The sequence below is a fragment of the Streptomyces sp. NBC_00461 genome, assembly GCF_036013935.1.
In the GTDB taxonomy this organism is placed as follows: domain Bacteria; phylum Actinomycetota; class Actinomycetes; order Streptomycetales; family Streptomycetaceae; genus Streptomyces.
This window is the reverse complement of record NZ_CP107902.1, coordinates 8,075,019-8,087,798: the sequence shown is the minus strand read 5'-3', so window position 1 is coordinate 8,087,798 and position 12,780 is coordinate 8,075,019. Positions and strand designations below refer to the sequence as shown.

Genomic DNA, 12,780 nt, shown 5'->3' with positions numbered 1-12,780 from the left:
CACGCTCCTCCATGGAAGGAGGATCGGCTTCGGAAGGAGGATTGGCTTCGGAAGGGCGGCGGCGAGTGCCTACGGCTTCCCGGGAAACTGTGCCTGACCAGGCCGCGGTCACTGTGAGCGACGTCCGAGTTGCGGAGTGCAGCCAACCGCGTGAGCCTGATCGAGGAAGATTTCCCATACCTGCGAAAGGTCACTTATGTCGCAGCGCACCCGCAAGTCGACCCGCGCCCGCGTCGCGGCCGTCCTCGCCGCTCCCGTACTCGCTCTGACCCTGATGGCGCCGAGCGCCTCTGCGGCTCCGACGACCGACACCCCGAGCACGTGCGCCGGAACGACCCACGTGTCCCTCCTCGGTCACGAGGCCTGTCTCACTCCGTCGGACGACGACAGCTCCTCGGGCGACCTACTGGGCGGCCTCCTGGGCATCGTGACCGGTCTCCTGGGCGGCCTGCTGGGCGGCCTCTGACCGACCGGCGAGCTGGTCGCCCGCAGCCTGCGGGCGACCACCTTCCGTCACGGCATGCAGACCGTCGGCGGATCGAGGCACCAGGTCCCAGCCGTCCTCGGTCAACTTCGGCAAGCGGCGACCCGTGACCCGCCTCAGCCCGGCAGGGCGTCCTCAAGCCGGGTCAGTTCCTCCGTGGTCAGTGTGAGGTCGGCGGCTTGGGCCGAGTCGGTGATGGAGGTCCGGCGGCTGGCTCCCGGTACCGGGATCACTGCCGGGGAGTGGGCGAGCAGCCAGGCCAGGGCGATCTGTTGCGGGCTGACACCGCGGTCCTGCGCGATGCGGTGGAAGGCGGTGACCGTCGAGGTCGGGGCGGTGGGGCCGTCGAGTGAGCTGCGCGAGATGCCGCCCAAGGGGCTCCAGGGCAGAAAGGCCAGACCCAGCTGCGTGCTCAGCCGCAGCTCGGGCTCGCTGTTGCGCACGGCCGGCGAGTACCGGTTCTGCACGGAGACGAGTCTGTCGCCGAGGATGGCGTGCGCCTCGCGGATCTGGACCGTGGTGACGTTGGAGATCCCGGCGGCGCGGATCGTGCCGGCGTCGAGCAGTTCGCGCAGTGCGCCGACGGACTCCGCCCAGGGCACGGCCGGGTCCGGCTTGTGCAGTTGATACAGGCCGATCGCGTCGACGCCCAGGCGCTTGGCGGATGCCTCGGCGGCGCGCTTGAGGTGGGCGGGGGTGGCGGTGACGGTCCAACTGCCGTCGCCGGGGCGGCCGCGGCCACCCTTGGTGGCCACCAGGACGCCGGAGGTGTCGCCGCCGTAGCGGGCCAGCGCGCGGGCGATCAGCAGCTCGTTGTGGCCGGCCTCGCCGGCGTGCCAGTGGTAACTGTCGGCGGTGTCGATGAGCGTGACACCGGCGTCGAGGGCGGCGTGGATGGTGGCGATGGCCCGCGCCTCGTCCGGGCGGTGCTCGATGGACAGTGGCATGGCCCCCAGGCCGATGGCGCTGACCGTGGTGTCTGCGACAGTGCGGTACCGCATGGTGGGTCTCCGTTCCTCAGGAGGTGGGGGACGGCTCGGTGGTGAGGGCTTCGGCGACGGCACCGGGCAGCCACTCGGTGGTGCGGGAGAAGGAGAAGCCCAGCGCCTTCGCGCGGGCGTTGCTCATGGCGTAGTGGCGGTCGAACGAGAACGGCGAAGCCGCCTCCCCCGCCTCCACCGTCCGGTGGACGGGCTCCCGGCGGGCCTGCGCGGCGACGATCTCGGCGAGGTCGTGCACGTCGAGCGCGCCATCGGAGCAGGCGTTGACCGGGCCGGTGAAGGTCGCCGTGGTCGCCCACAGCAGCAGGTCCGCCAGCTCCTCGTAGTGGATGAAGACGGTGGGCAGTGCCTTCGCGTGCACGGTGATCTCTTCGCCCTGGGCGATGCGCTCGGCGTAGTGCGCGAGCCGGCCGGTGAATTCCTGCGCGCCGCCGCCGAGCACGTGGGCGCTGCGCACCGAGGCGAACTCGAAGCCGCCGGCGCCGGTGAAGACGGCCTCCGCCTGGCGCTTGCCCTCGGCGTAGTGCGCCTCCAGGTACGCGTCGTCGTGCCAGGGCAGATCCGTGGCCACCCGCCAGGTGGCCGGGTCCACGGTCTCCTCCGGTACCGGCGTGCCTGCCGGCACAGCGGGCAGCGCGGCGGTCGCCGGGTCGTAGACCTCGATCGTGGAGGTCATGACGTAGCGCCGGGCGCGACCGGCGAAGGCGCGGGCGGCGATGGCGGCCTGCACGGGGGTGTAGCAGACCTGGTCGACAACCACGTCGAAGGTGCGGGAACCGAGCGCGGCCGTCAGAGCTGCCTCGTCGTTGCGGTCGACCACGAGGTGCTCGACACCGGCGGGCGGCCGGGTGGAACCGCGGTTGATTACGGTGACCTGATGCCCCGCGGCCCGCAGGCGCTTGACCAGGAGCTTTCCGAAGTACCGGCTTCCGCCGATGACGCAGATGCTTTGCATGCCCCCATCGTGGACGCCTACTGTCATCAGCAGAAGTGCTGACTTACTGGAAACGTATTAAGGAAAACTGTTGATCGATGTGCAGCGGCTCCGCGTCCTGCGTGCGGTGGCGGAGCACGGCAGCTTCAACCAGGCGGCCGCGGCCCTCCGCCTCACCCCCTCGGCCGTCTCCCAGCACGTGGCCGTCCTGGAGCGCAGCCTCGGCGCCCGGGTCGTCGCCCGCAGCACCCGCGGCGTCACCCTCACCCCGGCCGGCCGGATCATGGTGGGCGCCGCCGAATCCGTCACCGCCGAACTCGAACACGCAAAACAGCAGGTCGAGCGTCTCAGCACCGGCCGCATACAGCTCACCGTCGCCACCTTCACCAGCGGCGGCAGGCTTCTGCTGCCCGGCGCCCTGCCCCGGCTCATGGCAGCCCATCCCCACACCGTGCTCCACGTCAGGGAGGGCGAGCCCGAGGACACCCTGCCGCTCGTCCGCCAGGGCGCCGTGGACCTCGCACTCGCCTACCACTTCGACGGCCCGCTGCCCGTCGGTCCGGGCCGCAGCTCCGGCCTGGAGTGGACCCCGCTTCTGGAAGACCCCCTGTATGTCGTCCTGCCGCAAGGTCACCGGCTCGCCAACCGCAGCGAGCTCGACCTCGCCGAGCTGGCGGCCGAGCCCTGGGTGCTCGGCTGCCTGAAAACCGAGGCCTACCTGCGCCGCTACGCCGAGCGGGCCGGCTTCGATCCGGAAGTGCGGGGCACCACCACGGACTACTTCTTCGCCCGTTCGCTCGTCGCGGCAGGCATGGGAGTCTCCCTGATCCCCTCAGTCGCGCTCGCCCCGGAGATCCCTGGCCTGCGCACCGTCCCGATCAAGCAGCCGGGGCCGATCCGGCACATCGGCGTCGCCGCAATCAGCCGCAGCGACCGGCCCCACGTCACCACGCTCATCCAAGCCCTTCGTGAGCAGGCGGAGCAGCAGCATCAGGGGCGTTGATCCCGCCTCGGGCAGCCCCCGGCCGAGCGCCGGCCGTACCGGTGTTTCACAGGTCGAGGACGGACGGATTCCGCACTCTCAGTACGCTCAGTCGCCGCCGGTTTCCGGCAAGCTGCCGTATCTTCCGGCCAGTTCGGCCACCGTACGGGCGATGCGCGCGCGCAGCTCGGGCGGCTGAAGCACCTCGATGTCCGCGCCCAGACGCAGGAACTCGCCATGCGCGTGCTCGACGGACTCGATGGGGACCCGGGCGAGGGTCCAGCCGTCGTCGTCCGTACGGCTGTCCACCGCCCTCACCGGCTTCACGCCCGGTGCCACCCGCACCAGCGCCTCGCCGCGGTACAGCCGGTCGTGGAAGTCTCGCTGGTACGCCGTCCAGTACGCGGCCAGGTCGAAGTCGTCCGGGCGGGTGAACTCCTCTCCGGCCGGGGCGAGTCGGAGGATCTGGTCGACGCGGAACGTGCGCGGCCCCGGGCCCGCGACGACGTACCAGCGGCCGGCCTTCAGCACCAGTCCGTACGGCTCCAGGCGGCGCTCCACATCGGTGGGTTCGGCCCAGCGCCGGTACAGGACGTCGAGCGCGCGGCTGTTCCACACCGCGTCGGCGACCGCGGGCAGAAACGGCGTCGGTTCGGCGTCCGCGTACCAGCCGGGCGTGTCCAGGTGGAAGCGGCCGCTGATCCGGTCGGCGTGCGCGCGCAGCTCCGGCGGCAGCGCTGCGCGGACCTTGAGCTGGGCCGCGGCCAGGACCGAGCCGAGACCCAGCTCGGCGGCCGGACCGGGGGCACCGGCGAGAAAGAGGGCCTCCGCCTCCTCCGTGGTGAGGCCCGTGAGCCGGGTGCGGTAACCGTCGAGCAGGCGGTAGCCGCCGGCGTGGCCCGCGTCCCCGTACAGCGGGACGCCGGCCGCGCTCAGCGCGTCCACGTCCCGGTAGACCGTGCGGACGGAGACCTCCAGCTCCTCGGCGAGCTGGGCGGCGGTCATCCGGCCCCGGGTCTGGAGCAGCAGCAGGATCGAGACGAGTCGGCTGGACTTCACTGACACAGGATGTCAGTGAAGTCGGCCTAGCTTCCCTTCATGGCCTTCAAGGAAAAACTCCTGACCGTGCCGCCGCCGATCGAGGTGGCGGGGCGGCGCGTCAAGCGCTATCACGTCACCGCCGACCCGGCCGGCCTCGCACCGGACGTCGAGAAGGCGGCGTACGCGTTCCTTCCGGAGCTGCTGCCGGAGCCGGACGGCACTCCGCCCGCGACCTTCGTCGTCGTGCACAGGGGAAACGACGACGGCGCCTACATCAACGCGTACAGCTGGGTGTGGGACAACGTCCTGCACTACGCGAACGCGGCGGCGGGTCAGCCGGTGATCGGCTGCCCCGACCACGACCCGACGCACTTCGTCAGGCCCGAACTGCCCTGGATCGGCTGCGTCTTCGAACTGCCGCCGGTCCTGCACGAACGGGACGCCTGGGTACGGCACCTGCTCACCCCCGAAGTCCCGGACCTCGACGCCTACTTGGCCGATTCCCTGCCCGAAGGAACCACTGGAGACCGCTCATGAGCAGCCCGCACGACTTCGACTTCCTGCACGGCGAGTGGCAGGTCGTGAACCGCCGCCGCACCGACTTCCTCGACTCGGACAGCGGCTGGGAGGAGTTCCCGGCGACGCACTGGTGCCGGCCGTTGTTCGACGGGGCCGCGAACGTGGACGAGATCGACATGCCGCACCTGGGCGCGAAGGGGCTCACGCTCCGGCTCTTCGACGTGGAGACGAAGGAGTGGTCGCTGAGCTGGTCGTCGAGCCGCAGCGGCCGGCTGTTCCCGCCGGTCCTCGGGCGCTTCGACGGCGATCATGGCCTGTTCCACGGCGACGACACCCACGACGGCAAGGACGTACGGGTGAGGTACGTGTGGGCGGGCGTATCGCCGGTCTCCGCACGATGGGAGCAGGCCTTCTCCGTCGACGACGGGCAGACCTGGCTGACCAACTGGACGATGGACTTCAGCCGGCCGTCGGCTTCCTGAAGGCACGCAGGGTGAACTCCGGGTCGGCGCGCGGCCGGTCCTGGTCGGGCAGCGCCTGGATCCGCGCCACGAAGCGCTCGGTGACCGGGTCGCCGGGCGGCAACACCGTGAACCAGCCGCGCCGCAGGTCCGCGGTGGTGCGCCGGGGGCTGCGGCCCTGGCCGTGGCCCGGGAAGCGGGCCTGCCCGGCCGGGCACAGGCGGTGTGCGGCGGCGTACGTCTCCACGAGCGGTCCGGCGTCCCGGGCCGGGCGGCGCGGGCGCGGTGCGAGGACGGCGTCGATGTCGCTGCCGACGTCGTGTGCGGCGGCCTTGTCGACGGTGGTGACGTACACACCGCCGGGCCGCAGTACGCGGGCGCACTCGGCGACCGCGGCCCGCACGTCCTCGGGTTCGTCGAGCAGATGCAGCAGCCACACGGTGGTGACCGCGTCGAACGTCGAATCCGGGAACGGCAGCCGGCGGCCGTCGGCCAGCAGGACCGCGCCCGGCAGGCGGGCGGCCGCCATCCGTGCCATGCCGTACGTCAGGTCGGCGCCCGTCACCCGGGTGGCGGGCCGCGCGGCCGCGAGCCGCCTGGTGACGATCCCGGTGCCGCAGGCGAGGTCGAGGAGCCGGCCCGCGTCGGCGGGGACCAGGCGCAGCACAGCGTCTGCGGCGGCCGCGGCCCTGGGCTCGCCGCCTCGCGTGACGTCGTACGCGTCGGCTTCCTTGTCGTAGTCGAGCACGCGGGTCAGTGTGCGCCGTGGCCCTGAGCCAGATCCTCGACCTTGCGGGCCAGCCCGAAGTCGAGCTCGGTGACCTTGCCGCCCGCACTGTGCGTGTTCACGGAAAGGGACACGGTGTTGTAGCCGAGGGTGAGGTCGCTGTGATGGCCGAGCTCCTCCTGGATCCGGGCGATGTGCACGACCATCGCCGTCGCGGCGAAGTGCGTGCCGAGCCGGTAGGAGCGGGTGATGCGGTCCCCGTCGAGGGACCAGCCCGGCAGCTCGGCGAGCCGGTCCTCGATCTCCTTCTGCGACAGCGGTTCGACGGCCATGACATCGCTCCTTCCTGGGGGTATGTCCTCAGCCTGCCACAGCCGTCCCACGACGGCCCTGGTCAGTAAGGGGGTGCCCGATGACGGGGCTGCGGACACGCACGGCACCGAGATCGTCGGCGGGCGGGGAGAGGCGAGCGGGCACAGGCGAGCCGGGAGATCCGCACCCGCTCCTCGGCTACGGTCGTACGTATGACCACTGTCGCGACCGGACACCCGGCATCCGCAGCCACCTCCGACGGCAAAAGGGTCGGTCCCCTGCTGCGGGCCTGGCGGGAGCGGCGGCGGGTCAGCCAGCTGGAGCTGGCACTGCGTGCCGACTCCTCGGCGCGGCACATCAGCTTCATCGAGACGGGGCGTTCCCGGCCGAGCGAGGAGATGGTGCTCAGGCTGGCCGAACACCTGGATGTCCCAGTGCGCGAGCGCAACTCCCTGCTGCTGGCGGCCGGTTACGCCCCGCACTATCCGGAGACCCCGCTGGACTCGCCCGCGTTGGACGCCCTCCGCCAGGGCATGGAACGCCTCATCCAGGGCTACGAGCCCTACCCCGCGCTGGTGGTCGACGCGGTGTACAACGTCGTCGCGGCCAACCGGGGCATCATGATGCTGCTGGAGGGCGTCCCGGAGTCCCTGCTCGAACCGCCGTTGAACGCCATGCGGCTGACGCTGCACCCCGAGGGCCTGGCACCCCGTATCCGCAACCTCCGTGAGTGGCGCGGCCATCTGCTCGCGCAGATGGAGCGTCAGATCGCGCTGCACCGCTCGGAGCCGTTGCGTGCGCTGTACGAGGAGGTGGCGGCCTACCCGGTGCGAGAGGCGGAGCACGAGCACGAACCGGCGGATCCTGTCCCCCACTTCGCCCTGCCGATGCAGGTCGAGCACGAGGGCCGGACGCTGTCCTTCATCTCCTCCATCTCCACCTTCAACACCCCCATGGACGTGACGGTCGCCGAGCTGGCCATCGAGACGTTCCTCCCGGCCGACCCCGCGACGGTCAAGTACCTCCAGTCACTGCTGCCCTGACGTGCCCTCGCGAGCCGACACCGAGCAGTCGAGACGGGTCGTGGCAGCCGGGACCCGGGTTCCGGACCGGAGTGCGCCGCCCCGGAACCCGGTGCCACCACCATCCCGCCCCTCGCCGCGACGGTCGATTACCCGAGGGGTAATCCCGAGGGCAATTGGGCACCGGCCGGCCCCCGCCGACGCCCACGTGGCGAGCGCCTCACCATCTATCCCGTGAGACCGGCACCGGAACATGGCACACTGCTCGCGCATACTTCGGCGCGTAGGGGAGGCGTGGCGTGAGCGAGCGGCGTCCCGCGCCCACCGTCGGTCAGGTGGTCCTCGGCAAGCGACTGCAGGAGCTGCGGGAGACGGCCCGGCTCAAACGTGAGGAGGCCGCTCGCGTCCTGCGGGTGGCCCCCGCGACCGTACGGCGGATGGAGATGGCCGAGGTCGCCCTGAAGATCCCGTACGTCCAGGTGCTGCTGGAGACGTACGGCGTCCCGGACGACGAGGCGGCCGCGTTCGTAGCCCTCGCCGAAGAAGCGAACCGGCCTGGCTGGTGGCAGCGGTTCCACGACGTGCTGCCGGACTGGTTCAGCCTCTACGTGAGCCTTGAGGGCGCCGCGACCATCGTCCGCTCCTACGAGCCGCACTTCGTACCCGGACTGCTGCAGACCCAGGCGTACGCGCATGCCGTGATGGAGGCGGGAACGGTCGGGCAGACCGGACCGGAGACCATCGAGCGGCATGTGTCCCTGCGGATGGCCCGCCAGCGGCTCCTGGAGCGCCCGGATCCGCCCCACCTGTGGGTGATCATGGACGAAACGGTTTTGCGACGGCCGGTGAGCATCCGCGGCGAAGTGATGCGCGAACAGCTGGACAAGCTGCTGGACTTCGCCGAGCGCGACCGGGTCACGCTGCAGATCGCCGAGTTCAAGGACGGCCCGCACCCGGGGACGTACGCGCCCTTCACGCTGTTCCGCTTCGGCGAACCGGAGCTGCCCGACATGGTCTTCACCGAGTACCTGACCGGGGCCCTGTACCTCGACTCGCGCACGGAGGTCTCCGCACACCTGGAGGTCCTCGACCACATGACGGCGCGGGCCGCGTCGGCCCAGCGCACGAAGAAGCTCCTGCGGGAGTGCCGCAGGGACTTCTGAGTCAGTCTCAGCCACGAAACCCTGGAGCAGACACCGCATGACCGGTTCCGACGCCGCACCGCGGATCGACACCAGCAGGCCGCATCCCGCCCGCGTGTACGACTGGTGGCTGGGCGGCAAGGACAACTACCCGGTGGACGAGGAACTGGCGCGCAGGATTCTCGCCCTGGACAACACCGCGGTACGCGGGGCGCGGGCCAACCGGAGGTTCATGCACCGGGCCGTCCGCACGGTCGCCGAGGCGGGGATACGCCAGTTCCTGGACATCGGCACGGGCATCCCCACCGAGCCCAACCTGCACCAGGTGGCGCAGGGCGTGGCACCTCAGGCCAGGGTGGTGTACGCGGACAACGACCCGATCGTGCTGCGGCACGCCCAGGCGCTGCTGCACGGCTCCGCCGAGGGCAGCACGGACTACGTGCACGCGGACGCGCGGGACGTCGGATCGCTGCTGGCGCGGGCTGAGGAGTCCCTGGACTTCACGCGGCCGGTCGCACTGTCGCTGGTCGCGCTGACCCACTACCTGGGCGACGAGGCCGACGGCGATGACGTCTACGGGATGGTGCGGAAGTACGTCGCGGCGCTGGCCCCGGGCAGCTGTCTGATCCTGTCGCAGGTCACCCCCGATCTGAATCCGGAGGCCGTCGCGAAGGCGGCCGGCGCCTTCCGGGCCGGTGGCACGCCCTTCCACCCCCGGTCGATCACCGAGTTCCAGCGCTTCTTCGAGGGCCTGGAGCTGCTCGGCCCGGGTGTGATCCCGGTGACCGGGTGGCGCCCGGAGGCCGAGGACGTGGCGGTGCAGGCGGAGGGCGTCGTGCCGGTGTACGCGGGAGTCGCCCGCAAGCCCTGACCCGTACGGCTGCCGTGAACAGGTGCGTTCCCCCCGCTTGCGCCTAGCGTCGTAGGCCAGGGCGAGCAAGGGAGCGACGCACGTGGCCGACACGCGGATACCTCCGCATTCCCCTGGAGTACCTGGTCGAGCTGTTCACCGCGGGCGGCATCGCGCCGGTGCGGGCCGGCCCGGAGAAGCTCGCCGCGATGCGCGCCCGCATGCGCGCGGTCAGCCTCGGCGAGGAAGCCGACGTGGCGGTCACGGCCGCCGTCGGCTGGAGGAGACGGCCCTGTCGGTCGACGTGAAGGAGACCTGATGCCCTCGGACGCCGTGCTGTACCAGGCGGCAGCACTCTGCCTGACCTATCCCGACAAGGACTTCCGGGCCCGGCTGCCGCTGCTGCGCGAAGCGGCCCCGCAGCTGCGGGAGTTCGTGGACCACGCGGCCGTCACACCGCCCCAGGAACTGGCCGAGCACTACGTCCAGGTCTTCGGCTTCAAGAACCGCCACAGCCTCTGTCTGAGCTGGTGGCGGGACGGGGACACCCAGCGGCGCGGCATGTCGCCGGCCCGCTTCAAGGAGGTCTACCACGCCGCCGGCCTGGAGTTCAGCGGCGAGGAGCGGCCCGACTTCCTGCCCGCGGTGCTGGAGTTCGCGGCGCGCACCGGCGACACGGACCTGCTCACGGAGCACCGCGCCGGCCTGGATCAACTCCGGTGCCGGCTCACCGATTTCGGCACTCCGTACGCGTCTGTCCTGGATGCCGTGTGCGCCGTCCTCCCCCTCGGCCGCACAGAGGCGCCCTAAGCGGCGCCGCCCTTGGTGTCGCGGTCGTCCTCGTCGACGATCTCGGCGTCGACCACGCCGTCCTGCTCCGGCGGTGCGGTGTGCTGTTCGGTGCCGGTGTCGGTGTCGGTGTCGGTGTCGGTGTCGGTGGGGGGCCGGTCGGCCTGGGCGTACATGGCCTGGCCCATCTTCTGGCTGACGGTGGCGAGTTTCTCGACGCCGGTGCGCAACTCGCCCGTCTCCGCGTTCCGTTCCAGCAGGCCCTTCAGTTCCGTGACGGCTTCCTGGACCTCCGTCCTGGTGTCCGCGGGGATGCGCTCCTCGTTGTCCCGTATGAACTTCTCGGTCTGGTAGACGAGTTGCTCGGCCTGGTTGCGGGTCTCGGCGGCCTCGCGGCGGCCGCGGTCCTCCTCGGCGTACTGCTCGGCCTCCCGCATCATGCGGTCGATGTCGTCCTTGGGGAGGGCGGAACCGCCGGTCACCGTCATCTTCTGTTCCCGGCCCGTCGCCAGGTCCTTGGCCGACACGTGCATGATGCCGTTGGCGTCGATGTCGAAGGCGACCTCGATCTGTGGGATCCCGCGCGGGGCGGGCGGCAGCCCGGTCAGGTCGAAGACACCCAGCTTCTTGTTGTACGCGGCGATCTCCCGCTCGCCCTGGTAGACCTGGATGCCCACCGAGGGCTGGTTGTCGGTGGCCGTCGTGAAGATCTCCGAACGCCGGGTCGGGATCGTCGTGTTGCGCTCGATCAGCTTCGTCATGATGCCGCCCTTGGTCTCGATGCCCAGGGACAGCGGTGATACGTCGAGCAGCAGGACGTCCTTGACGTCGCCGCGGATGACACCGGCCTGCAGGGCCGCGCCGACGGCCACGACCTCGTCGGGGTTGACGCCCTTGTGCGGGTCCTTGCCGGTGAGGTCCTTGACCAGGTCGGTGACCGCGGGCATCCGGGTGGAGCCGCCGACGAGGATGACGTGGTCGACCGCGGACAGTTTGATGCCGGCGTCCTTGACCGCCTGGTGGAAGGGGGTCTTGCAGCGGTCGAGGAGGTCCGCGGTGAGCTCCTGGAACTGGGCGCGGGTCATCTTCTCGTCGAGGTGCAGCGGGCCCTCGGCGGAGGCCGTGATGTAGGGCAGGTTGATCGTCGTCTCGGACGAGCTGGACAGTTCGATCTTCGCCTTCTCGGCGCCCTCCCGCAGCCGTTGCAGCGCCATCTTGTCCTTGCCGAGGTCGATGCCGTACTGGCCCCTGAACTTCTTGACCAGGTGCTCGACGATCCGCTGGTCCCAGTCGTCGCCGCCGAGGTGGGTGTCGCCGTTGGTGGCCTTCACCTCGATGACGCCGTCCCCGATCTCCAGCAGTGACACGTCGAAGGTGCCGCCGCCGAGGTCGAAGACCAGCACGGTCTGCTCCTCGCCCCGGTCCAGGCCGTAGGCGAGGGCGGCGGCCGTGGGCTCGTTGATGATCCGCAGGACCTTCAGTCCCGCGATCTCCCCGGCCTCCTTGGTGGCCTGCCGCTGCGAGTCGTCGAAGTACGCCGGAACGGTGATCACCGCGTCCGTGACGTCCTCGCCGAGGTAGGACTCCGCGTCGCGCTTCAGCTTCTGCAGGACCCGCGCGGACAGCTCCTGCGCCCGGTAGCGCGTACCGTCCACGGAGCCCTCGTCGGGGAAGCGCCACTGCGCGTCGCCCATGTGCCGCTTCACCGAGCGCGCGGTCCGCTCGACGTTCGTCACGGCCTGCCGCTTGGCGACCTCGCCGACCAGCACCTCCCCGTTCTTGGCGAAGGCCACGACGGACGGTGTGGTCCGGGCTCCCTCCGCGTTGGCGACGACCGTGGGTTCGCCGCCTTCCAGGACGGCCACCACCGAGTTCGTGGTCCCGAGATCGATCCCGACCGCACGTGCCATCTCCGTCCCCTTCCGCCAGGGCGCTTCCAGACTCCAGCACAAAACTTGAGTGGGCTGTTGTCAATGCCGCGTACCCCACGTACGCCGGGTACCCCGGAAACGACGGTGCCGCGCCCCCGGACCGGCGGGGCGCGGCATCGAAGGCCGTACAGGCCCTACGGGTGTCAGGCGAGCTTGGCCGACAGGGTGATCGTCGTGCCGGTCAGGGCCTGGCTGACCGGGCAGTTCTTCTTGGCGTCCTCGGCGGCGGCGACGAAGGCGTCGTTGTCGATGCCGGGGACCGTGCCCTCGACGGTGAGGTGGATGCCGGTGATGCCCTCACCCGGCTGGAAGTTCACGTCCGCCGAGGTGACGAGCTTGGTGGGCGGGGTGCCGGCGCCGTTCAGGGCGTGCGACAGCGCCATGGAGAAGCAGCTGGAGTGCGCGGCGGCGATCAGCTCCTCGGGGCTGGTCTTGCCGTTGGCGTCCTGGGAGCGCGAGGCCCACGTGACCGGCTGTGCCTCGATGGCACCGGAGGAGTCGAAATTGACGACACCGCTGCCCTCGATCAGGCTGCCTTCCCAGACGGTGTGTGCGGAGCGCGTGGTTGCCACGGTGAGTCCTTCC

At 70.8% G+C, this 12,780-nt stretch carries 16 protein-coding genes; 9 read left to right on the top strand and 7 right to left on the bottom strand.

The features are described from left to right. Positions 1 to 196: 196 nt before the first annotated feature. Positions 197 to 466 (top strand): hypothetical protein, encoded by a 270-nt coding sequence (locus OG870_RS37515; RefSeq protein ID WP_266525233.1) that lies wholly within the window; start codon positions 197 to 199, stop codon positions 464 to 466. A gap of 134 nt (positions 467 to 600) precedes the next feature. Here the strand turns inward: OG870_RS37515 and OG870_RS37510 are convergent, their stop codons facing one another. Together OG870_RS37510 and OG870_RS37505 are read right to left on the bottom strand one after the other, a co-directional pair. After that, positions 601 to 1,485 (bottom strand): aldo/keto reductase, encoded by an 885-nt coding sequence (locus tag OG870_RS37510; protein WP_266591302.1) that lies wholly within the window; start codon positions 1,483 to 1,485, stop codon positions 601 to 603. Between the two features lie 16 nt (positions 1,486 to 1,501). Continuing rightward, positions 1,502 to 2,440 (bottom strand): NAD-dependent epimerase/dehydratase family protein, encoded by a 939-nt coding sequence (locus OG870_RS37505; RefSeq protein ID WP_266591301.1) that lies wholly within the window; start codon positions 2,438 to 2,440, stop codon positions 1,502 to 1,504. 70 nt (positions 2,441 to 2,510) lie between these two features. Here OG870_RS37505 and OG870_RS37500 point away from each other — a divergent pair, with 70 nt between their 5' ends. Then, the gene (locus OG870_RS37500; RefSeq protein WP_266591299.1) at positions 2,511 to 3,422 is read left to right on the top strand and encodes a LysR family transcriptional regulator; all 912 of its coding nucleotides are present in this window, start codon (positions 2,511 to 2,513) and stop codon (positions 3,420 to 3,422) included. An 87-nt stretch (positions 3,423 to 3,509) separates the two neighbouring features. Here OG870_RS37500 and OG870_RS37495 read toward each other — a convergent pair whose 3' ends face one another. Continuing rightward, positions 3,510 to 4,460: a helix-turn-helix transcriptional regulator gene (locus OG870_RS37495; protein WP_266591297.1), complete on the bottom strand. Its 951-nt coding sequence runs from the start codon at positions 4,458 to 4,460 to the stop codon at positions 3,510 to 3,512. Between the two features lie 39 nt (positions 4,461 to 4,499). On the opposite strand from OG870_RS37495, the gene OG870_RS37490 reads away from it, so the two are divergent. Continuing rightward, positions 4,500 to 4,979, top strand: coding sequence for a hypothetical protein (locus OG870_RS37490; protein WP_266591295.1), 480 nt, complete (start codon positions 4,500 to 4,502; stop codon positions 4,977 to 4,979). Next, positions 4,976 to 5,443, top strand: a complete 468-nt coding sequence (locus OG870_RS37485; RefSeq protein WP_266525222.1) for a hypothetical protein — start codon at positions 4,976 to 4,978, stop codon at positions 5,441 to 5,443. The genes OG870_RS37490 and OG870_RS37485 overlap by 4 nt, the downstream gene beginning before the upstream one ends. Here the strand turns inward: OG870_RS37485 and OG870_RS37480 are convergent. Beyond that, complete coding sequence (locus tag OG870_RS37480) at positions 5,421 to 6,170, bottom strand: class I SAM-dependent methyltransferase (protein WP_266591293.1); 750 nt, start codon at positions 6,168 to 6,170, stop codon at positions 5,421 to 5,423. The two genes, OG870_RS37485 and OG870_RS37480, sit on opposite strands and share 23 nt — an antisense overlap. A 5-nt stretch (positions 6,171 to 6,175) precedes the next feature. After that, a complete protein-coding gene (locus OG870_RS37475) occupies positions 6,176 to 6,481 on the bottom strand; it encodes a 4a-hydroxytetrahydrobiopterin dehydratase (protein ID WP_266525220.1) in 306 nt (101 codons plus the stop codon). A 192-nt stretch (positions 6,482 to 6,673) separates the two neighbouring features. Here OG870_RS37475 and OG870_RS37470 point away from each other — a divergent pair, with 192 nt between their 5' ends. The 5 genes from OG870_RS37470 (at position 6,674) to narJ (ending at position 10,285) form a co-directional block, all read left to right on the top strand. Beyond that, on the top strand, positions 6,674 to 7,504 hold the full coding sequence (locus OG870_RS37470; RefSeq protein WP_266591291.1) for a helix-turn-helix domain-containing protein: 831 nt from the start codon (positions 6,674 to 6,676) through the stop codon (positions 7,502 to 7,504). Between the two features lie 278 nt (positions 7,505 to 7,782). Beyond that, on the top strand, positions 7,783 to 8,646 hold the full coding sequence (locus OG870_RS37465) for a helix-turn-helix domain-containing protein (protein WP_266591289.1): 864 nt from the start codon (positions 7,783 to 7,785) through the stop codon (positions 8,644 to 8,646). 37 nt (positions 8,647 to 8,683) lie between these two features. Continuing rightward, the gene (locus OG870_RS37460; RefSeq protein ID WP_266591287.1) at positions 8,684 to 9,496 is read left to right on the top strand and encodes an SAM-dependent methyltransferase; all 813 of its coding nucleotides are present in this window, start codon (positions 8,684 to 8,686) and stop codon (positions 9,494 to 9,496) included. Between the two features lie 107 nt (positions 9,497 to 9,603). Next, positions 9,604 to 9,783: a hypothetical protein gene (locus OG870_RS37455; protein ID WP_405626959.1), complete on the top strand. Its 180-nt coding sequence runs from the start codon at positions 9,604 to 9,606 to the stop codon at positions 9,781 to 9,783. Between the two features lie 10 nt (positions 9,784 to 9,793). Next, on the top strand, positions 9,794 to 10,285 hold the full coding sequence (gene narJ / locus OG870_RS37450; protein ID WP_327691942.1) for a nitrate reductase molybdenum cofactor assembly chaperone: 492 nt from the start codon (positions 9,794 to 9,796) through the stop codon (positions 10,283 to 10,285). Here the strand turns inward: narJ and dnaK are convergent. Together dnaK and OG870_RS37440 are read right to left on the bottom strand one after the other, a co-directional pair. Continuing rightward, positions 10,282 to 12,174 carry a molecular chaperone DnaK gene (gene dnaK / locus OG870_RS37445; protein WP_327691941.1) on the bottom strand — a complete coding sequence of 631 codons (1,893 nt, stop codon included), beginning with the start codon at positions 12,172 to 12,174 and terminating at the stop codon, positions 10,282 to 10,284. The two genes, narJ and dnaK, sit on opposite strands and share 4 nt — an antisense overlap. 164 nt (positions 12,175 to 12,338) lie before the next feature. After that, positions 12,339 to 12,767 (bottom strand): OsmC family protein, encoded by a 429-nt coding sequence (locus OG870_RS37440; RefSeq protein ID WP_266525208.1) that lies wholly within the window; start codon positions 12,765 to 12,767, stop codon positions 12,339 to 12,341. Between the last annotated feature and the right edge of the window lie 13 nt (positions 12,768 to 12,780).